Here is a 20,131-nt window from a genome sequence, read left to right as displayed (position 1 = left end):
AATGCCAGTTGGTGTTAGTTGATGCTTACTATCATTTTCTATGAAGCGATTGAGTCGAATTGATTAAAATGCCCAAAATGAAACACTCCAATCCCCGTTCGGTCTGCCATGGCGCGTGAACCCAAGTCCTTCGAGGCCGCGATCACGGCTGCGGATTTCTCCAGCGAGGATTACTGCGGCACCAGCTATGCAGCCAAGCTTCTGGGGCTCTCCGTTGCGACGGTGCAGTCCCTGGTTGAAAAAGGGGAAATCGAGGCGTGGAAGACGCTGGGTGGGCACCGCCGCATTGCGCTGCAGTCCATCAACGCCTACCTGGCCAAAAACAGCCCACAGCTGTCCCGCGTCGACACCGACCCCAAAAGCCGCCTGCGGGTACTGATGGTGGAAGACGACGAAGACACCCGCGAGCTGTACCGCTGCCAGTTTGAAGACTGGGACCTGCCGGTTGACTGCACCTGGATGCCATCTGCCCTGGAGGCCATGATGGATATCGCCAGCATGCGGCCCGACCTGCTGATCACCGACCTTTCCATGCCCGGCGTGGACGGCATTGAGATGCTCAAGACACTCAAACGCAACGTGCAACTGGCCGACATGCAGATCGTTGTCATCAGCGGCTTGCCTCCCGACGCCATTGCAGCACGCGGAGGCTTGCCCCAGCACGCCCATTTGCTGAAAAAACCTGTCAATTTTGAATGGCTGCACGGTTACCTCACCGCTTTGGTGACGGCTAACCGGAAGTGGAGGGCTTGAGCCCCCACGCTTTTCACTTCGCCTTCGGCTTTGTGTAATGCGCTGCCCCCCGAGGGGGCGCTGCGCCTGCGGTCTGGCAAAGCCAGTCCCGCGGCCCCTGCTGGTAAAGAAGGGGCCCCACAGCCATCCATTGCATTCTTATGTGCTTAATCGGGCTGTGGACCAATCCTAGCGAGCGCGAGCAGCTACTAAAAACATAGCGCCCGGCGTAGCCCGCTTACGGACTAACGCTACTGAAACGGTAAATCCCGTCGGCGTCCAGCCGGCGCGTGAGCTTGCCGCCAAACCACAACGCATGCAGGTGCGCCACCGCTTCGCCCATGGCGAAGGTGGTCTGGTGCAGGTCCAGCTTGCGGGGGAACATGATGGGCAGGATGTCGGCCGCGCTGCAGGGGGCGGCGGTGCAGGCAGCCATCACTTCGGCCAGGCGGTCTCGGTGGTGGTCGTGCAACTGGCCTATGCGTGTGTGCAGGCCGCGAAAGGGTTTGCCGTGCGAGGGCAGCACCAGCGTGTCCTCAGGCAGCGGCAGGAATTTGTCGATGGACTCGAGAAACAGCGTGAGCGCGTTCGATTCCGGCTCCATGTCGTACACGCTGACATTGGTTGAAATGCGCGGCAACACCATATCGCCGCTGATGAGGGTATCCAGCGCTTCGCAGTGCAGCGCGATGTGTTCGGGTGCGTGGCCGTAGCCGCTGATGCAGCGCCAGTCGCGCCCACCGATCCGAACCGCCATGCCGTCCATGATGCGGACGTAGCTGGCCGGCACGGCCGGCACCATACCGGGGTAGTAGCTGGCCCGGCCGCGTATTTTCTCGACGGATTCCGGGTCAACCAGCCCGTGCGCAGCAAAAAAGCGCGCTGCGCTCTCGCCGCCGAAGCCGGTGGTGCTTTGCGAGCCGATGCGGGCCGAAAGGTAGTCGGTCGCACTGATCCACAACATGCACACGTGTTTGGGTGTGGTCCAGCGCTCGCAGAGCCAGTGCGCCAGGCCGACATGGTCGGGGTGCATGTGCGTCACGATGACGCGCAGCACCGGCAGGCCCTCAAGCCGGGTGGCAAAAACCGCTTCCCACTGCGCTTTCGACTCTTCCCGGCTGATGCAGCAGTCCACGATGGTCCAGCCCTGGATCTTCGCGCCCGCCCGGTCCGGGTCGTCCATCTCGTCGCGCAGCAGCCACAGGTTGATGTGGTTCAGCGCAAAAGGCAGGGCCATGCGTATCCACTTGACGCCCGGCGCCACCTCCATGGTCATGCCCGACTCGGGCAGGGTGTCTCCGAAGGGGTAATCCAGTTGCTGTTCAAGGAGGTTCATGTCATCATTCGCGGTATATTTGACGTTTACGTAAACGTCATACACAACCATTGTAGGGACCGCACCTGTTTCGCGCTGTCGCCCGCGTTTGCAAAGATCACATCATGGCCACCACCTACACCATCAGCGACCTGGCAAAAGAGTTTGACCTGACGACGCGCGCCATGCGTTTTTACGAAGACATGGGCCTGTTGCAGCCCCAGCGCGAAGGGGCGGGCGGACGCAACCGCGTGTACACCGCGCGTGACCGCACCCGCCTCAAGCTCACCCTGCGCGCCAAGCGCCTGGGCCTGTCGCTGACCGAGGCCAAGGACATCATCGACATGTACGACAGCCCGCGCGACACCGGGCCGCAGCTGCGCAAGTTCCTTGCCATCCTGGCACAGCATCGCAAGCAGCTGGAGGAGCAGATGACCGAGTTGCAGAGCAACCTCGAGGAGGTGCAGACGCATGAGCGCGAGGCCAAGGCACTGCTGGCGAAACTTGAGAAGGCGAAGCAGGCGGCGTAGCGGTGACCTGCTTTGCGACTAGTCCCATGACGATCGATTCCCTGCGCCGCGCGGCCCTGGTTCTGTTCGCGGTGGGCCTGCCCGCCCTCGCGGCGGCCCAACAGGGATGCACCGGCTCATTCCTCAACCCCCAGCAACGATTTCCATTCAACGAAGCGCGGGCGGCCGCTGCGCCGGCGGTGTTCGGCCATGGCCTGCCATTGGAGAATGTGACGTATCGCGTTACCGGGGATCCGCAAGCCCATTCGCTCGAGGAGTACCTGACGCGTTTTTGCACGACGGGATTTCTCGTCCTTCATGAGGATCGGATCGTCTACGAGCGATACCTCCAGGGAACCGGAAGCCAGGACGCTTTGCTTTCCGCTTCCATGTCGAAGACGATCCTCTCGCTTCTGGTCGGTGTGGTGGTCGCGGAAGGCAAGCTGACCCTGGACACCACCGTCAGACAGGTACTGCCCGACTTCGGGGCCAGCGCATTTGCCGACGACACAGTCGAGGATCTTTTGCGGATGAGCACTGGGGTCCAGCTTCATGCCGCCTACGAGGCGGGTGCGATATCGGACAACCGAGCGACTGACCCTACCGTCTCACCACGCCAGAATATGCGACGCTACCTGAGGGAGAAGACGGACCGGTCACCCACCGGCAAGACCTTCAGCTACAACGGCGCGGTGACCGCGCTGCTCGGCCTCATGCTGAGCGAACGTACCGGCATGAGCAACACCGCGTATCTGGAGGACAGGATATGGTCGCGCCTCGGGGCCGAGGGCAGCGGCTTCTGGATCAAGAACTTCCACGGCGAGGAGGGTGTTCAGGGCCAATTCGTCGCGCGTCTGCGCGACTATGGGCGGCTGGGGGCGCTGGTGCTGAACCGGGGCCAGGTGGCAGGCGGGCAGGTCGTGCCTGCGGCCTGGATCGACGAGATGGTCATGCTGCGGCCCGACAAGCCGCAGCCCAAAGGGGCTCCGTTCTATGGGCTGCACGTCTGGATTCCGCAGGCGGCTGGCGGCCGGTCGTTCTTCTGGGGCGTCGGCGGCCAGAACATCTTCGTCGACCCCGTCGCCCGCATGGTGATTGTCCATACGGGCAATTCACGGGAAGCGCAATTTGCCGGCGATGCGCATCTCTTTCCCCTTCGGGACGCGATCGCACGGACGCTCAGGTCGCGCGCGAAGCTTTCACCACCCTTGGACAGTGCTTCCGTCAGCAGGCATAATTGACGTTTACGTAAACGTCAACTCCGCAAACTCAGCGGAAGCCGCCTCCCCATACGCTTCAAAAAGGGATTTTTCATGGATGCACCCGCCGCACCGTCAGCATTGTTCCAGCGCATCGAAGCCAGCTTTTTGCGCCAGGGCCTGATGCAGCACCTCGGTGCGCGCCTGCTGCGCGTGGAGCCCGGCCTGTGCGAGGTGGCCCTGCCGTATTCGGAGCGCGTGACGCAGCAGCAGGGCAGCTTTCACGGCGGCGCGATGGGGGCGCTGGCCGATATCGCTGGCGGTTACGCCGCGCTGACCATGGCTGCGGAAGATTCCGAGGTCACCACGGTTGAATACAAGATCAACTTCATGGCCGGTTTCAGGGGCGGCGAGCTGCGCGCCCTGGGCCGCGTCGTCAAGGCCGGAAAACGCATCACCGTGACCACCGCAGAAGTGACGCATGTCAACGCCGATGGAAAAGAAAGCGCCTGCGCACTGATGCAACAGACCCTGGTGCCCGTGCCCAAGACCTACTAATCATCATTTCGTCTACAGAAAGCCCACCATGACCAACATGCCCGGACTCAACTTCATGCTCGGTGAAGACATCGACGCCCTGCGCGACGCCGTGCGCGAATTCGCGCAGGCCGAAATCGCCCCGCGTGCCGCCGAAGTCGACCGCAACGACCAGTTCCCGATGGACCTGTGGCAAAAAATGGGCGCGCTCGGCGTGCTCGGCATCACCGTCGGTGAGGAATACGGCGGCGCCAACATGGGCTACCTGGCCCACATGATCGCCATGGAAGAAATCAGCCGCGCCAGCGCCTCGGTGGGGCTGTCCTACGGCGCGCACAGCAACCTCTGCGTCAACCAGATCAAGCGCAATGGCACCGATGAGCAGCGCAAAAAATATTTGCCCAAACTCATCACCGGCGAACATGTGGGGGCGCTTGCCATGAGTGAGCCCGGCGCCGGCAGCGACGTCATTTCGATGAAGCTCAAAGCCGAAGACAAGGGCGGCTACTACCTGCTCAACGGCAGCAAGATGTGGATCACCAACGGCCCCGACGCCGACACCCTGGTGGTCTATGCCAAGACCGAACCCGAGCTTGGCGCGCGCGGCGTCACCGCCTTCCTGATCGAAAAAGGCATGAAGGGCTTTTCCGTCGCGCAAAAGCTCGACAAGCTCGGCATGCGCGGCAGTCACACCGGCGAGCTCGTCTTCAACAACGTCGAAGTCCCGGCCAGCCAGATCCTCGGCGGCCTCAACAGCGGCGCCAAGGTGTTGATGAGCGGGCTCGACTACGAACGTGCCGTGCTCACCGGCGGTCCGCTGGGCATCATGCAGTCCGTCATGGACAACGTCGTTCCCTACATCCACGACCGCAAGCAGTTCGGCCAGAGCATTGGTGAGTTCCAGCTGATCCAGGGCAAGGTCGCCGACATGTACACCGTGCTGCAGGCCGGCCGCTCGTTTGCCTACACCGTGGCCAAAAACCTCGACATGCTCGGCACCGACCACGTGCGCCAGGTCCGCAAGGACTGCGCCTCCGTCATCCTCTGGTGCGCAGAAAAAGCCACCTGGATGGCCGGCGAGGGCGTGCAGATCTACGGCGGCAACGGCTATATCAATGAATACCCGCTGGGCCGCCTCTGGCGCGACGCCAAACTCTATGAAATCGGCGCCGGCACCAGCGAAATCCGCCGCATGCTGATCGGGCGCGAATTGTTCGCCGAGACCATGTAAGGCCAGTACCCATGCCAGTGATACATCAGACGGCGAGATGGTTCCTTGTGCTCGTGCTTGCCGCGCTTCTCGGTGCGTGCGAAAAAGATGAGCCCCCGCCCTACGCAGCAGTGCCGCAAGCCGACGCGACGTTCGAATGCGGCGTCCCCGAATCGCTGCGGGGAAAGGCCGTGAACGTCTTTCTGGATGCCTCAAGGGTGGGGGAGGTCTCCGAGGAAGCTGTGCTCGCCCTGAAGGGGCGTTTCGCGGCCTACGCCGTCGGCCTCACCCTGCGGGACGGCACCACCGTCAGCATCGACCTTGACGAACCCATGGGTTTTACCGCCAAGGGCCTGGCGCATCACACGGGATGTGAGCAGTTCAAGTGGGCAAGCATGGGAAACCTCACACTGTTTGAATACGCCCATGGCGCCGGAAATCCTTATCCCGCGCAGCAGTTGATGTATTCGCACGGCCCGACGCCCGACTTCAAGAACCTGCGCCAGCTTCTCGCGGGGGGCAGCAAGCTGGCATTCTATGAACGCGAAGGGGACCGCTGCCTGACCGGCTCTGTCCAGGGTGACGGTGAGGTAGAACGGTGGTGCTATCAGAGCGGCAAGCTGTACCAGACCAGAAAGATGCTGAGAGGCTCGCTCCCTGACGGGGGGTATCGTTTTGTCTGCGATTTTTCCGGAGAAGGCCCTTTGCTGATTGACGCGTCCGTCGTGAAATCCGGGCCGAATCCCACCCCATCGAGCCCGGAGGAAAGCGCCAGGGCAACGGCCGTATTTACCGACAAATGCCTGGCCGAAAAGGCGCTGCTGAAGGCGAGGGCGATCGATGAAACATGACTTTCTGCCGCTTGCCGGACGGCATCCCCGCGGGCAGGTGAAAATACGACCATGACCACTTCGCTCCAAGACCTCTTCGCCCATAACCGCGCCTGGGCCGCGCAGATGGAAGCCGAGCGCCCAGGCTTCTTCACCAGCCTTGTCAAGCAGCAGACGCCCAGGTATATGTGGATAGGCTGCTCTGACAGCCGCGTGCCCGCCAACCAGATCACCGGCCTGGAGCCCGGCGAGGTGTTCGTTCACCGCAACGTCGCCAACATCGTCGTGCACTCCGACCTCAACGCACTCTCGGCCATCCAGTTCGCCGTCGAGCGCCTCAAAGTCAAGGACATCATGGTGGTCGGGCACTACGGCTGCTCGGGCGTGCAGGCGGCGCTGGAAGGTGCTCGCATTGGCCTGGCCGACAACTGGCTCCGCCACATCCAAGACGTGCGCCACCGCCACCGCCAGCTCCTCGACAGCCTGCCCGAAGAGGTGCGCGCCAAAGCCCTGTGCGATATCAACGTCATCGAGCAGGTGGTCAATGTTTCCGTCAGCACCGTGATGGTTGATGCCTGGGCGCGCGGCCAGGAGGTCACCGTGCACGGCTGGGCCTTCGGTGTGCATGACGGCCTGCTGCAGGACCTGCAGATGAGCGTATCGGCGCCCGAGGAGCTCAACAAGTTCTACGGCAAGGCCATCGACCGTGTGTGGGACACCTGGAACGCCCGCGTCGGCGGCGGTGAACAGCAGCAGCTGGTCTGAACGGCGCAAAGCAAGCCATGTTTCCCCAGCGCCTGGACTCGAGCATTGCCTACGACATCGCCAAGGCGATGATGGACGGCTTCAACCGCCACTACCAGCTTTTTCGCACCGAGTCCGCGCGCGCCAAGCACCGCTTTGAAACGGCAGACTGGCATGGCCAGCAGCGCGCGCAGCGCGAACGCATCGAGTTCTACGACCTGCGCGTGCGCGAAGCGTCCATGCGCCTGGAGCGCGAGTTCAAGGCCGGCGAGCAGCCCATGGACGTCTGGCAGCAGGTCAAACTCCATTACATCGGCCTGCTCGTCAACCACCACCAGCCCGAGCTGGCCGAAACGTTTTTCAATTCGGTCACCACCAAGATCCTGCACCGCAGCTACTTCCAGAACGACTTCATCTTCGTGCGGCCCGCCGTCAGCACCGAATACATCGAGAACGACGAGCTGGCTTCGCAGCCGACCTACCGCGCTTACTACCCCACCCGTGACAACATGCGCGAGGTGCTGCTGCAGCTGGTGCGTGACTTCGACCTGCGCCTGCCGTTTGACGACCTTGAGCGCGACGCGGGTTACGTGCTTGAAGCCATCAGCGGGCGGCTCACCGACGTCAAGCTGCGCGCCAACTTCCAGATCCAGGTGCTCACCAGCCTGTTTTTCCGCAACAAGGGCGCGTACGTCGTCGGCAAGATCATCAACGGCTTCAACGAAGTGCCGTTTGCACTGCCGGTGCTGCACAACAAGGCCGGTAAATTGGTCATCGACGCCGCGCTGTTTGGTGAAGACGACCTGCTCATCTTGTTCAGCTTTGCCCGCGCCTACTTCATGGTCGACATGGGCATCCCATCGGCCTACGTGCAGTTTTTGCGCAGCATGATGCCGCACATGCCGCGCGCTGAAATCTACAACGCGCTGGGCCTGGCCAAGCAGGGCAAGACGCTTTTTTACCGCGACTTTCTGTACCACTTGCGGCATTCCACCGACAAGTTCCGCATCGCGCCCGGCATCAAGGGCATGGTCATGCTGGTGTTCGACTTGCCCTCGTTCCCCTACGTGTTCAAGGTCATCAAGGACTACTACCCGCCGCAAAAAGACACCACGCGCGAGCAGATCAAGGGCAAGTACCTGCTGGTCAAGCAGCATGATCGCGTGGGCCGCATGGCCGACACGCAGGAATACAGCGAAGTGGCCTTCCCGCGCGAGCGCTTTGATGATGAGCTGATCGCCGAAATCGAGAAATTCGCGCCCAGCCAGCTTGAGATCAGCGACCGTGACGGCGACGGTGCCACCGAAGTCATCATCAAGCACGTCTACATCGAGCGGCGCATGATCCCGCTCAACATCTACCTGCAGGAAGCCTTTGACGCCGGCGTGAAAGAGCCCGCCGCCAAGGACCAGATCGAGCGCGCCGTCGTCGAATACGGCAACGCCATCAAGGACCTGGTGGCCGCCAACATCTTCCCCGGCGACATGCTCTGGAAGAACTTCGGCATCACGCGCCACGGCAAGGTCGTGTTCTACGACTACGACGAGATCGAATACATCACCGACTGCAACTTCCGCAAGGTGCCCGCCGCGCGCAACGAGGAAGAAGAGATGAGTGGCGAGGTTTGGTATACCGTAGGCCCCAAGGACGTGTTCCCCGAAACTTTCGGCCCCTTCCTGCTCGGCAATGACGCCGTGCGCGAAGTCTTCATGAAGCACCATGGCGACCTGCTCGACGCCCATTTCTGGCAAAGCCACCAGGCACGCATCCAGGCCGGCCACGTGCACGACGTATTTCCTTATGAACGCGAGAAACGTTTTGTCGCGCTGCACAGCCCCGGCGCTCCCCACGACGAAGTCTTCATGCAACTGCCGCCCGAGCCCGTGCTCACAGGCCTCAGCGGCCTGACGCCCTAGAAGATGTTGGCCCCCACGTTTTTCACTTCGCCTTCGGCTCCGTGTAATGCGCGAGGCCTTGCAGGCCGCGGCTCGCGAGACGCTTCGCCTCTGTCGCCCGTCCAAGCCTGCGCAGGCAGGCTTGGAGCCGCGGGCTCCAGCCCCTCGGTGGCGCTGCGCCTGCGGCCCGCCAAAGCCGGTTCCGCGGCCCCGGCTGGCCTTGCTGCTCACCCTGGGTCTGTTGCGGGCTTGTTCTGAATTTTTTTCATCAATTGAAAGGACCTCCTCATGTCTGATTCCATCGTCATCCTCGGCGCAGCCCGCACCCCCATGGGCGGCTTCCAGGGCGACTTCGCCAGCCTGTCGGCCCATGACCTGGGCGGCTACGCCATCAAGGCCGCCATCGAGCGTTCCGGCATTGCGCCTGAAAAGGTCGACGAAGTGCTGTTCGGCAACTGTCTGATGGCCGGCCAGGGCCAGGCGCCTGCACGCCAGGCCGGTTTCAAGGGCGGGCTGCCTGCCAGCGTGGGTGCCGTCACGCTGTCCAAAATGTGCGGCTCCGGCATGGAAGCCACCATGCTCGCGCACGACCAGCTCATCGCCGGCAGCCGCGACGTGATGGTTTCCGGCGGCATGGAAAGCATGACCAACGCACCCCACCTGCTGCTCAAGGGCCGCAGCGGCATCCGCATCGGGCACGACCGCATTTATGACCACATGATGCTCGACGGCCTGGAAGACGCTTATGAACCCGGCCGCGCCATGGGCACCTTCGGCGAGCAGTGCGCCGACAAGTACAAGTTCACCCGCGAAGCGCAGGACGCTTTTGCCACCGCCAGCGTCAACCGCGCCAAGGCCGCCACCGAATCCGGTGCCTTCAAGGCCGAAATCACGCCCATCACCGTCAAGGGCCGCAGCGGTGAAACGGTGATCTCCATCGACGAAGGCCCGGGCAAGGTCAAGCTCGACAAGATACCCACGCTCAAACCGGCCTTCAAGAAAGACGGCACCATCACCGCCGCCTCCAGCTCGTCCATCAACGACGGCGCCGCCGCCCTGGTGCTGGCGCGCGAATCGACCGCCAAAGAACTGGGCGCCACGCCCATTGCGCGCATCCTAGGCCACGCCACGTTTGCGCAAGACCCTGAATGGTTCACCACCGCCCCTGTCGGCGCCGTCAACAAGCTGCTCAAGAAAATCGGCTGGAGCGCCAAAGACGTGGACCTGTGGGAAGTCAATGAAGCCTTCGCCGTGGTGCCCATGGCGGCCATGAAAGAGCTCGGCATCAGCCACGACATCGTCAACGTCAACGGTGGTGCCTGTGCGCTGGGCCATCCCATCGGCGCGTCCGGTGCCCGTATCCTGGTTACGCTGATCCACGCGCTCAAGGCCCGCGGCCTGAAGAAAGGCGTTGCCACCTTGTGCATCGGCGGCGGTGAAGGCACAGCCATGGCGATCGAGCTGGTATGACGCAAGAAGCACCACAAACGCTTTCACCCGCTGAGCTCGCCCAGCGCATCGATGCCTTCTGGCTGAAATTCCAGGAGGGCGAGGCGGAGCTTGTCCGCCAGCCGGTACGCGACCAGGTCGAGAACATCAATGAAGTTCTCGAGGAGTACCTGGAGGGGCTGGCGCTGGAAATGTCGGCTGACGACGGTGACCAGCAGGTCGAACTGATCGCCACCGCGCACGGCAGTACCGAAACCTTTCCGCTGCTGCTGGACTTCGTCAAGCGCGCACCGCCGCTGAAGCACTACAGCCTCACCGCTTTTCGCGCGCGCACGGAGAGCCCCGACTTCCCCATGCGGATGGACAACTTTGAACTGGCCACCTCCGACGTGCTCATCGGCCACGTCGCCGATGAAGGGCAGGTGGGCATCGAAGTGATGTTTGCGCGTGAACTGCCCAGCGACATGCAGGACCATGCGCGCAACATGACCTTCATCATGCTCGACCATGTGCTGGGCGAGTACGACTTTGCGGTCAAGGTGGGCTTTGTGGATTTCGTCGACGCGTTTTCGGACGAAGTGGCCGGCTCCACGACGCTCGACAAGTTCGGCGCTGTGCTCGACGCGTTCTGGACGAATGAACTGGGGCACACAGGCTTGTTCCCGAGCGGAGAGCATCAGTGGTCTGTCATGACGGTCGTCTTTGGCAACAACCAGGACGGCGACGAAGGCGGCGACGAAGAAGACGACGAAGAGGGCAGCCAGGAAGGCGACAAGGCGATCGTGGCGGTCAACCAGAGCGCTAATGCGATTGCAGCGCGGCCTGACCTGGGCCACGCGATCGAGCTGCGCCTGCCCGTCGATGACCATGCGGCGCTGGAGCGTGCCCGCGAAATCCAGGAGCAGATCGCCACCCGCCTGGAGCTTCAGCATGCCGGCATCCTGTCCCACACCGTGGTCAGGAACGGCCGGCGCCTGGCCAACTATTACGTGGGCGACCTGCCTGCCGCACTCGGCGTGATTGACACCAGCCTGCGCGGCGCATCGTTCGCCGACGTTGAGCTGAGCAATGCGTTCGACCCGTCGTGGTCGAAGTACTTCAATTTTGCGGCTTAGGTCCTGCAAACACAGTGTTAACAGGCCCTGATCCATGAAAGTCCTCGTCATCGGCGCATCACGCGGCATAGGCCTCGAATTCGTCAGGCAGTACCTGGCGGACGGTGCCAACGTCATTGCCACCGCACGCAACGACGAAGGCCTGCAGCACCTCAAGGCCCTGGGTGCCAAGGCCTTGCGGCTTGACGTTGCCCAGCCTGCCAGCATCAGCGGCCTGGCCTGGCTGCTGGACGGCGAAGAGATCGACATCGCCCTCTACGTGGCGGGCGTCTTTCCGCAGGGCGATGCACTGTCGCCGCCGACCCGCGAGGCGTTTGACCACACCCTGCACACCAACGTGCTGGGCGCCATGCAGGCCATTCCGCAGGTCGCGCCCATGGTCGAGGCCGCACGCGGAGGCAAGGGTGGCTGCTTTGCCTTCATCACCAGCGGCATGGGTTGCATTGGCGAGGTACCGTCCAGCAGCAGCTGGACCTACCGCGTCAGCAAGGCTGCGCTGAACATGGCCGTGGCGTCTGCCCAGCATGACTACCCGCGCGCCATCATGGTGGCCTTGTCGCCCGGCTGGGTTCAAACCGACATGGGCGGCCAGGATGCGCCGCTCACCACGGTTCAAAGCGTCTCGGCCATGCGCAAGACCCTGGCTGGGCTGACCGCCGCGCACAAGGGTGCCTTTCTTGACTACGACGGCCGCCGCTTCAGCACATGGTGAGCTTTGCACTCCACTGAAAGATTTCGATGATCCTGACCCAAGACCAAACGATGATCCGCGACGCGGTGCGCGACTTCGCGCAGGCCGAGCTCTGGCCCCACGCCGCACGCTGGGACAAGGAACACCACTTCCCCGTCGAGGCGCACAAAGGCCTGGCCGCGCTGGGCGCTTACGGCATCTGCGTGCCCGAAGAGTTCGGCGGCGCGAACCTGGACTACCTCACGCTTGCACTGGTGCTCGAAGAAATCGCGGCGGGCGACGGCGGCACCAGCACCGCCATCAGCGTCACCAACTGCCCGGTCAATGCCATCCTCATGCGCTACGGCAATGCGCAGCAGAAAAAGCAGTGGCTGACAAAACTCGCGCAGGGCGAAATGCTCGGCGTTTTCTGCCTGACCGAGCCGCATGTGGGCAGCGATGCCTCTTCATTGCGAACCACGGCCGTCAAAGATGGCGACGAATATGTGATCAACGGCGTCAAGCAGTTCATCACCAGCGGAAAAAATGGCCATGCGGCCATCGTGATTGCGGTCACCGACAAGGGCGCCGGCAAAAAAGGCATGAGTGCCTTCATCGTGCCCACCAGCGCACCGGGCTATGTGGTGGCGCGGCTCGAAGACAAGCTGGGCCAGCATTCCAGCGACACCGCGCAAATCAATTTTGACAACTGCCGCATCCCGGCCGACAACCTGATCGGCAGCGAAGGCGAAGGCTACAAGATCGCGCTGGGCGCGCTCGAAGGCGGGCGCATCGGCATCGCCGCGCAAAGCGTGGGCATGGCGCGCAGCGCGTTTGAGTTTGCGCTCAGCTATGCCAAAGAACGCCAGAGCTTCGGCACCGCCATCTTCAACCACCAGGCAGTGGGCTTTCGCCTGGCCGACTGCGCGACGAAGATTGAAGCGGCCCGTCAGTTGATCTGGCACGCCGCCAGCCTGCGCGACGCCGGCTTGCCCTGCCTGAAGGAAGCCGCCATGGCCAAGCTTTTTGCCAGCGAAATGGCCGAAGAGGTTTGCAGCGCCGCCATCCAGACGCTGGGCGGCTATGGCTATGTGAGCGATTTTCCGGTGGAGCGCATCTACCGCGATGTGCGGGTGTGCCAAATTTATGAGGGCACCTCGGACGTGCAAAAGATCATCATTCAACGAACACTTTAGCCCCCACGGTCGCGCACTTCGTGTCGCTCCCTGCCCCCCGAGGGGGCCGCTGCGCCTGCGGTCTGGCAAAGCCAGTCCCGCGGCCCCTGCTGGGTTTTGGTCAGGGATCTGGTTCAACTGCGCGCAGCAAACCGTAAACTTGCTGATTCAGTTGCTATCCACAGCAGGAGACAGAGCATGCCCATCACCAAAGGATTCCGCGCACTGGTCGACGAGGCCATGGCGCAGGTCAAGACTTATTCCGTGGCAGAGGCCAGGTCAAAACTCAACGACCCCAAGGTACAGATCGTCGACATCCGCGATGTGCGCGAGCTGGCAGCCGGCACCGTGGTGGATAGCTTTCACGCACCGCGCGGCATGCTGGAGTTCTGGGTAGACCCGGAGTCGCCGTACCACAAGCCCCTGTTTGCCGATGAGGGCAAAGAGTTCATTCTCTTTTGCGGAGCCGGCTGGCGCAGCGCGCTGGCCACCAAAACCCTGCAGGACATGGGCATGCGCAACGTGGCCCACATCGACGGCGGTTACGCTGAATGGGTGAAGCAGGGCGCCCCCACCGAAACGCTGGAAGAGCGCAAGGCCCGCGCCAACAACAACGCCTGCGGCTGATGCGCGGGTGATGCCGAGCCCATCGTCATCTCAGCCGTGCCCCTGCGGCCGCACAGGCCCGGCCAAAAAGCCGTTGCCGTTCGCAAATTGCTGTGGCCGCTACCTTGGTCACTTCGACACTGTGCCCGCGCCCGACGCCGGGTCCCTCATGCGTTCGCGCTACACCGCCTTTGTGGCCGAACGTGCCGACTACCTGCTCGCTACCTGGCATACCACCCATCGGCCGGCATCGATTGAATTCGGTCCCGATGTGAAATGGCTGGGCCTCGAAGTGCGCAGCCATCACCAGATCGATGACATCCACGCCGAGGTCGAATTCGTCGCCCGCCAGAAAACCCCCGGCAGCCCGGCCGTGCGGCTGCACGAACGCAGCCGCTTTGTTCTCGAGTTAGGCCGTTGGTACTACGTCGACGGCGACCACCTGTGATGAGCTATAAAAGGTGTTGTAAACCCTTAATTGACGGGTTCTCGTTGCTCCTGTATTAATAGCATCTGGGGTAAAGAATGGACTTCATGAAAGAACAGCGCGCAACCCGTTCGGCTTCGTGGCGGCAGTGCAATCCGCTGCTCTGGACCGGTGTGTTGGGGCTGGTGTTTCTGCTCGGGCTGAATTCCCCGCCTGCCGCTGCCGGCAGTCCGGCGTCCTACCCCGCCCCGCTGCAGGTGCTTGAAGGCTTGCCCGCAAGCGCCACCGTTGCGCAGGTTGCGGCCATGGATGCCGCGCTCTTCAAGCCCCTGGTGAGCGGCAAGCGTTATGCCGTGAGTGCGGCCTCGCCGCTTTGGCTGCGCATGACGCTGGCGCCGGGGGGCGTGGTGAATGGCAGCGATTGGCTGCTGGAATTTCCCACCGTGATCGTGGATCGGTATGAGTTCTTTCAGCGCGATGCGGGCGGTGCATGGCGCATGGCTGTGGCCGGCGATTTTGTGGCGCATGTGCGGTGGCCGGTCGATTCGCTGCGGCCGCGTTTTCCGTTGCCGCAGCCCGGCGCGGACGCGCAGGATATTTTTGTCCGTGTGGTACACCGCTTGCCCGTCAATCTGAGTCCCGTGCTGGTAGGTACGGCAGAGGCGTCCCGGCGAGATGTGGTGCAGATGTTGTGGGTGGGCCTGCAGCTGGGGGTGATCATCACGCTGGCTCTCTCCTGCGCCCAGATGGCGCTGGCCTACCGCGACCGCACCTATGCCTGGTATGCCGGCTACCTTGTGTTTACCGTCATGGCCACCCTTTGCTACACCGGCGCGGCCCAGCGTTACCTGTGGCCCCACGCCACAACCTTTGCCAGCCACGCGATTGTGTTGTCCGTGATGGGCGCCCTGGCCTTCAACCTCCAGTTCACCCGGTCCATCTTCGGCGGTCTGCAGGGGCGGAACTTTCACCGCATGGCGCGCGCGCTGGTTGCGCTGTGCCTCGTGTACATGACGGCCAGCCCCTTCGTTGAGCAGTACGACCGCATGGTGCCGATGTTTCACGCCATCACACTCAGCGTCTTTGCCTTCACCATCACCTGCGCCTGGCGTGCCTGGCGGCGTGGTGTGGCCTTCGGCGGCTACTGGCTGCTGGTGTACCTGCCCTACCTTGTTTGCGTGGCCCTCGCCCTTGCCGAAAGCTCGGGGCTTATCAGCGCACCCTGGCTGCCCGGCGAAACTCCGGTCGCCGCCGCCCTGGTGGAGGTGGTGGTCATGATGCTGTGCATCAACGCCTGGAGCCGTCTGCGCCACGCCGATACAGTGCGCGAGCAGGCGGCCAAAGAGCACGATCCGCTCACCGGTTTCCTTAACAGGAAAACCTTTCGCGACCGCGCAGCCCGCATCTGGAACGCCGCGCCAGAGCTCAAGCGTGACCTGGCCATCATCTATGTTTCTGTGGAGCCGGCCGACCCGGACAGGCTGAACATCGTTGAGGCTGAAGAACTGCTGGCCCGCAGCGTGCGGCTGGTACGCACCATCACGCGCGACTTCGACACCGTGGGGCGGCTTGGCCGCAACATGCTGGGCATTGTGATGGAGGGCGTGATGCCGGGTGAAGCGTTCAGGGCCCGTCTGTCCCGGCTGGTGGCCCTGGGGCTGATGCGTGATGCCGACGACCCCACCTCCATGGCGCTGCGGTTCACCGTGGCGGTGGGTAGCCGCCGTAGCGAGGTCGCAGACTTTGCGGCGCTCGACGCAGCGTTGCTGGGCCTGATGGCGGAGGATGACCAGGCCCAACGCGCGATCCGTTTCCTGAGTCCGCCCGAAGCCGATGGCGATTCCATTCCCGTGCGCCGTTTCGGCTCCACACCTGGCCAGTTGCAATGAACCGCCCGCCAGGAGTTCCGGCCCCGTTCGCACGGCAGGCCGTTGGTACCATGTGAGCGGTAGCCTTAACTGGGCGGGGAGCACCAATGTTCAATCAAACCGTGCGCGGCATGTATTGCCTGCGCTGCAGCAGCCGCAAGGTGGTACGCGGAAATTTCGAAGCGGAGCGGTTCTATCCCTTGCGTGGCTTGCTGCGCTCCCTTGTGGGCAAGCCGGTGTTCTTGCAGAACCCGTATGCACATGCCTGCCTGGACTGCGGGCTGGCCTGGAACGAAGTCGATACCGTCGAGCTGCGCAAAAACCTGCGCGCCTACGGTCTGGCGCCACACAGCACCGGCGTGATGAACGCGGTGTACGGCCAAGGCGGCCAACAGAGCCAAGAGCCGGACATCAGCCTGTGACGAAGCTGGCCAACCCCATAGAAAAGAAAGTAGACAGATGAAGTTCGATGCCGTGTTATTTGACTGTGATGGCGTGCTGGTCGACAGCGAGCCGCTGACCAACGGCGTGCTCCGCGACATGCTCGAAGAGCTCGGCTGGAAGCTCGGATCGGCCGAATGCATGGCCCTGTTTGTCGGCAAGGCCGTCAAGGACGAAGCCGCCACCATCGAAGCCCACACCGGCAAGCCGCTGACCGAAGCGTGGATGCTGGAGTTTCGCGCCCGCCGCAACGAGGCCCTGGTCGAGTCGCTGCTGGCCGTGCATGGCGCGGTGGAGGCTGTCAGCCAGATCCACACGGCCTACCAGGGCCGCATCGCCTGCGCGTCCGGCGCCGACCGTTTCAAGGTCGAGCTGCAGCTGGAAAAGTGCGGCCTGATGCCTTTCTTTGAGGGCAACATCTTCAGCGGCCACGAGCTGCCGCGCTCCAAGCCTTTCCCGGATGTGTACCTGGCCGCCGCCGCGGCGCTGGGCGTAGACCCGAAGCGCTGCGCCGTGGTCGAAGACACCGTCACCGGCGTCACGGCCGGCGTGGCAGCCGGCTGCACGGTGTTTGGCTACAGCCCGCCCGAGCTGGGCCACGACGCGCCCGCAGCCCTGCGCGCTGCCGGTGCGGTACATGTGTTCACGGCCATGGCCGACCTGCCGGCGCTGCTGGGCTGATGCGCCGCTTTTTTTTCCAAAAAGATGTCGATTCCGGTCGATTCCGGTCGAAGCCATTCGTCGTAGAGGTGTCAGCAACCACTTTTTGAAGGAAACACCGTGAAATACCTTTGCCTCGCCTATTACAACCCCGCCGAATTCGCCGCCATGCCACCCGCCGACATGCAGGCCCTGGTCAGCCAGTGCCCGCCCAAAGACGCCCAGCTCAAGGCCACCGGCCAGCTGCGCGTCAGCGCCTCGCTGGGCGAGCCCGCCATCCGCCTGCAGCCGCGCGGCAGCAAAACGCAGAAGATCGACGGCCCGTTCACCGAAGCCAAGGAGCTGGTGGGCGGCTTCTTCATCATCGACGCTGCCAACCCGGACGAAGCCGTGAAAACCGCCTCGCTGCACCCCGCGGCCACGCTGGGCGAGCAGGCTGGCTGGCGCATCGACATGCACCCCATCGATTTCTTTGAGCAGTACGACGGCAAAGCCTGAGGTGGCTGGCTGGCGTCTGCAGACCTTCTGGGGCCGTTTTCAGGCATCAAACAGGCCTCTGGCCCAATAAGGATATGCACAGCCAGCTATTGTTTTGATAGCGTTCGGATGTGCCTGAAGCCGGTTGAAATGCCCTGGAGCGGCCAAAAACCAGTAAAACAGGCATTTTCAGGCATTAAAAGTGCCTGCGGCCCAATGAGAATCTGCGCGACCAGCTATCAATTTGATAGTAACTTCGCGCACTTGCTGGCTCCCTCAAATCTGCACCCGCGTTCCCAGTTCAATCACGCAGTTGTTGGGCAGCCTGAAAAACCCCGCCACACTGCCTGCGTTGCGCGACATCAGCGCAAACAGCGCCTCGCGCCAGTGCACCATGCCCGAGCCGCGGGTGGGCACCACGATTTCGCGGCTCAAAAAGTACGAGGTCTCGAACAGGTTGATGGGCAGGCCCTGGGCCTTGCACAGTTCCAGCGCTTTCGGGATGTCGGGCGTGTTCTTGAAGCCGTAGTTCACCTCCACCCGCCAGAAGCCGGGCGCCAGCGGCTGCACCTGCACCCGCTCGGCAAACGGTATCCACGGCACGTCATGAAACACCACCGTCAATATCAGGTTGCGTTCATGCAGCACCTGGTTGTGCTTGAGGTTGTGCATCAGCGCCTGCGGCACTGTGTCGGGGTTGGCCACCGCATACACGGCGGTGCGCTGCACCCGGTTCACGCTGTCGGCCGACAGGGCCGTCACAAAGGGCAACAGCTCCGGGTCGTCATGGCGGATGCTCTCCACCAGCAGCTCGCGTCCGCGCCGCCACGTCGCCATCACGGTGAAGATCGCCACACCCAGCACCAGCGGAAACCAGCCGCCCTGCATGAACTTCAGCATGCAGGACACCACCAGCAGCAGGTCAACCGCCACAAAAGTCACTGTTGCGGCAATCGCCAGCGGCAAGGGGTAGCGCCAGCCCTGGCGTATGACAAAGAAGGTCAGCAAGGTGGTGATCAGCATGGTGATCGTTACCGCAATGCCGTAGGCCGCCGCCATGGCAGACGAGCTGCCAAACCCGACCACCGTCACCAGCACCGCTGCCAGCAGCAGCCAGTTCACGCCCGGCATGTAGATTTGCCCGGCCTCGCGCGCCGAGGTGTGCAGCACGCTCATGCGCGGCAGCAGGCCCAGCTGTATGGCCTGCCGCGTCATTGAATAGGCGCCCGAAATGACGGCCTGCGATGCAATCACGGTGGCCAGCGTGGCCAGCACCACGGCCGGAATCAGCCACGCTTCAGCAAACAGCCGGTAGAAAGGGTTCTCCAGCGCCGCCGGGTCGCGCATCAGCAGCGCGCCCTGGCCCATGTAGTTGATGGCCAGCGCCGGCAGCACCAGGCCGCCCCAGGCAAACTGGATGGGCCGCTTGCCGAAGTGGCCCATGTCGGCGTACAGCGCCTCGGCGCCGGTAAAGGCCAGCACGATGGCGCCCACCGCCACAAACATGTGCCAGCCCTGCGCGCTTAAAAAGCGAATGGCGTTCAGCGGGTTCAGCGCGGCCAGTATGCCGGGCTGCTGCGCAATCTCCAGCGCGCCGGTAAAGGCCAGCACGCCAAACCACAGCACGATGACCGGGCCAAACAGCTTGCCCACCAGGCCTGTGCCAAAACGCTGTACCCCGAACAGCACCACCAGCACCGCCATGCACACCGGCAGCACATAGGGCTTGAGCGCGGGTGTCACCACCTCCAGCCCTTCAACCGCGCTGAGCACCGAGATCGCCGGCGTGATCACGCTGTCGCCGTAAAACAGCGAAGCGCCCAGCACGCCCGTCAGCAGCAGGGCTGTGCGTGCTTTCGGGTTGTGCCCCGCCGCCTTGGCCGCCAGCGCGGTCAGCGCCATGATGCCGCCTTCGCCGTTGTTGTCGGCCCGCAAGATCAGCAGGATGTACTTGAGCGTGACGATCATCATCAGGCCCCAGAAGATCACCGACACCGCGCCGATGAGGTGCTGGGCATCCAGCGGCACGCCTGTGGCCGGGCTGAAGATTTCCTTCATGGTGTAGAGCGGGCTGGTGCCGATGTCACCGTACACCACACCCAGCGCGCCCAGCGTCAGCGCTGCCACGCCTTCGCGGTGGCCTTTTTTACGCGTTGTGTTGTTGGCGGCTGTGGCCTGGCCCTCTGCAGCAGCATTCGCAGTCGTTGCGACATTTCCCATACATTCCATCCCTCAGTGAACAAGGTTTCACTGTCGGCGGGACAGCATCAGG

At 63.0% G+C, this 20,131-nt stretch carries 20 protein-coding genes; 18 read left to right on the top strand and 2 right to left on the bottom strand.

Going from position 1 to position 20,131, the window contains the following annotated elements:
- Positions 1-108: 108 nt before the first annotated feature.
- The gene (locus AC1DYR_RS19725; protein WP_477649333.1) at positions 109-753 is read left to right on the top strand and encodes a response regulator; all 645 of its coding nucleotides are present in this window, start codon (positions 109-111) and stop codon (positions 751-753) included.
- A gap of 217 nt (positions 754-970) precedes the next feature.
- Here AC1DYR_RS19725 and AC1DYR_RS19720 read toward each other — a convergent pair whose 3' ends face one another.
- Entirely contained in the window at positions 971-2,068 is a 1,098-nt protein-coding gene (locus AC1DYR_RS19720) for an MBL fold metallo-hydrolase (protein WP_477706592.1), read from the bottom strand.
- 104 nt (positions 2,069-2,172) lie between these two features.
- Between AC1DYR_RS19720 and AC1DYR_RS19715 the strand changes: the two genes are divergently transcribed.
- The 17 genes from AC1DYR_RS19715 to AC1DYR_RS19635 all read left to right on the top strand — a co-directional run bounded on the left by AC1DYR_RS19715 (position 2,173) and on the right by AC1DYR_RS19635 (position 17,880).
- Complete coding sequence (locus AC1DYR_RS19715) at positions 2,173-2,577, top strand: MerR family transcriptional regulator (RefSeq protein ID WP_477706591.1); 405 nt, start codon at positions 2,173-2,175, stop codon at positions 2,575-2,577.
- A gap of 26 nt (positions 2,578-2,603) precedes the next feature.
- The gene (locus AC1DYR_RS19710; protein WP_477706590.1) at positions 2,604-3,797 is read left to right on the top strand and encodes a serine hydrolase domain-containing protein; all 1,194 of its coding nucleotides are present in this window, start codon (positions 2,604-2,606) and stop codon (positions 3,795-3,797) included.
- 72 nt (positions 3,798-3,869) lie between these two features.
- A complete protein-coding gene (locus AC1DYR_RS19705) occupies positions 3,870-4,313 on the top strand; it encodes a PaaI family thioesterase (protein WP_477706589.1) in 444 nt (147 codons plus the stop codon).
- Between the two features lie 28 nt (positions 4,314-4,341).
- Entirely contained in the window at positions 4,342-5,523 is a 1,182-nt protein-coding gene (locus AC1DYR_RS19700) for an isovaleryl-CoA dehydrogenase (RefSeq protein ID WP_477706588.1), read from the top strand.
- An 11-nt stretch (positions 5,524-5,534) separates the two neighbouring features.
- Positions 5,535-6,353 carry a hypothetical protein gene (locus AC1DYR_RS19695; protein ID WP_477706587.1) on the top strand — a complete coding sequence of 273 codons (819 nt, stop codon included), beginning with the start codon at positions 5,535-5,537 and terminating at the stop codon, positions 6,351-6,353.
- Between the two features lie 51 nt (positions 6,354-6,404).
- Positions 6,405-7,097, top strand: coding sequence for a carbonate dehydratase (gene can, locus AC1DYR_RS19690; RefSeq protein WP_457282831.1), 693 nt, complete (start codon positions 6,405-6,407; stop codon positions 7,095-7,097).
- Between the two features lie 17 nt (positions 7,098-7,114).
- Positions 7,115-8,992 carry a bifunctional isocitrate dehydrogenase kinase/phosphatase gene (aceK, locus tag AC1DYR_RS19685; RefSeq protein WP_477706586.1) on the top strand — a complete coding sequence of 626 codons (1,878 nt, stop codon included), beginning with the start codon at positions 7,115-7,117 and terminating at the stop codon, positions 8,990-8,992.
- Positions 8,993-9,259: 267 nt separating this feature from the next.
- Complete coding sequence (locus AC1DYR_RS19680) at positions 9,260-10,441, top strand: acetyl-CoA C-acyltransferase (RefSeq protein WP_477649773.1); 1,182 nt, start codon at positions 9,260-9,262, stop codon at positions 10,439-10,441.
- Positions 10,438-11,535, top strand: coding sequence for a DUF695 domain-containing protein (locus AC1DYR_RS19675; RefSeq protein WP_477706585.1), 1,098 nt, complete (start codon positions 10,438-10,440; stop codon positions 11,533-11,535). Before AC1DYR_RS19680 ends, AC1DYR_RS19675 begins: the two co-directional genes overlap by 4 nt.
- A gap of 34 nt (positions 11,536-11,569) precedes the next feature.
- On the top strand, positions 11,570-12,247 hold the full coding sequence (locus AC1DYR_RS19670; protein ID WP_477706584.1) for an SDR family oxidoreductase: 678 nt from the start codon (positions 11,570-11,572) through the stop codon (positions 12,245-12,247).
- 26 nt (positions 12,248-12,273) lie between these two features.
- Positions 12,274-13,401, top strand: coding sequence for an acyl-CoA dehydrogenase family protein (locus tag AC1DYR_RS19665; RefSeq protein ID WP_477706583.1), 1,128 nt, complete (start codon positions 12,274-12,276; stop codon positions 13,399-13,401).
- A gap of 177 nt (positions 13,402-13,578) precedes the next feature.
- Positions 13,579-14,007, top strand: a complete 429-nt coding sequence (locus AC1DYR_RS19660) for a rhodanese-like domain-containing protein (RefSeq protein WP_477706582.1) — start codon at positions 13,579-13,581, stop codon at positions 14,005-14,007.
- 10 nt (positions 14,008-14,017) lie between these two features.
- The gene (locus AC1DYR_RS19655) at positions 14,018-14,434 is read left to right on the top strand and encodes a YchJ family protein (protein WP_477706581.1); all 417 of its coding nucleotides are present in this window, start codon (positions 14,018-14,020) and stop codon (positions 14,432-14,434) included.
- A gap of 86 nt (positions 14,435-14,520) precedes the next feature.
- A complete protein-coding gene (locus tag AC1DYR_RS19650) occupies positions 14,521-16,302 on the top strand; it encodes a 7TM diverse intracellular signaling domain-containing protein (protein WP_477706580.1) in 1,782 nt (593 codons plus the stop codon).
- An 86-nt stretch (positions 16,303-16,388) separates the two neighbouring features.
- Complete coding sequence (locus tag AC1DYR_RS19645; RefSeq protein WP_477706579.1) at positions 16,389-16,703, top strand: hypothetical protein; 315 nt, start codon at positions 16,389-16,391, stop codon at positions 16,701-16,703.
- Between the two features lie 37 nt (positions 16,704-16,740).
- Entirely contained in the window at positions 16,741-17,403 is a 663-nt protein-coding gene (locus AC1DYR_RS19640) for an HAD family hydrolase (RefSeq protein ID WP_477706578.1), read from the top strand.
- Between the two features lie 99 nt (positions 17,404-17,502).
- Complete coding sequence (locus AC1DYR_RS19635) at positions 17,503-17,880, top strand: YciI family protein (protein ID WP_457282846.1); 378 nt, start codon at positions 17,503-17,505, stop codon at positions 17,878-17,880.
- Positions 17,881-18,135: 255 nt separating this feature from the next.
- Here the strand turns inward: AC1DYR_RS19635 and AC1DYR_RS19630 are convergent, their stop codons facing one another.
- Complete coding sequence (locus tag AC1DYR_RS19630; protein ID WP_477706577.1) at positions 18,136-20,079, bottom strand: potassium transporter Kup; 1,944 nt, start codon at positions 20,077-20,079, stop codon at positions 18,136-18,138.
- Positions 20,080-20,131: the final 52 nt, after the last annotated feature.

The organism is Polaromonas sp. P1_F9, from assembly GCF_056405615.1.
Note: the sequence above shows the minus strand (reverse complement) of the source record. Positions and strands in the feature narration are given on the sequence as shown.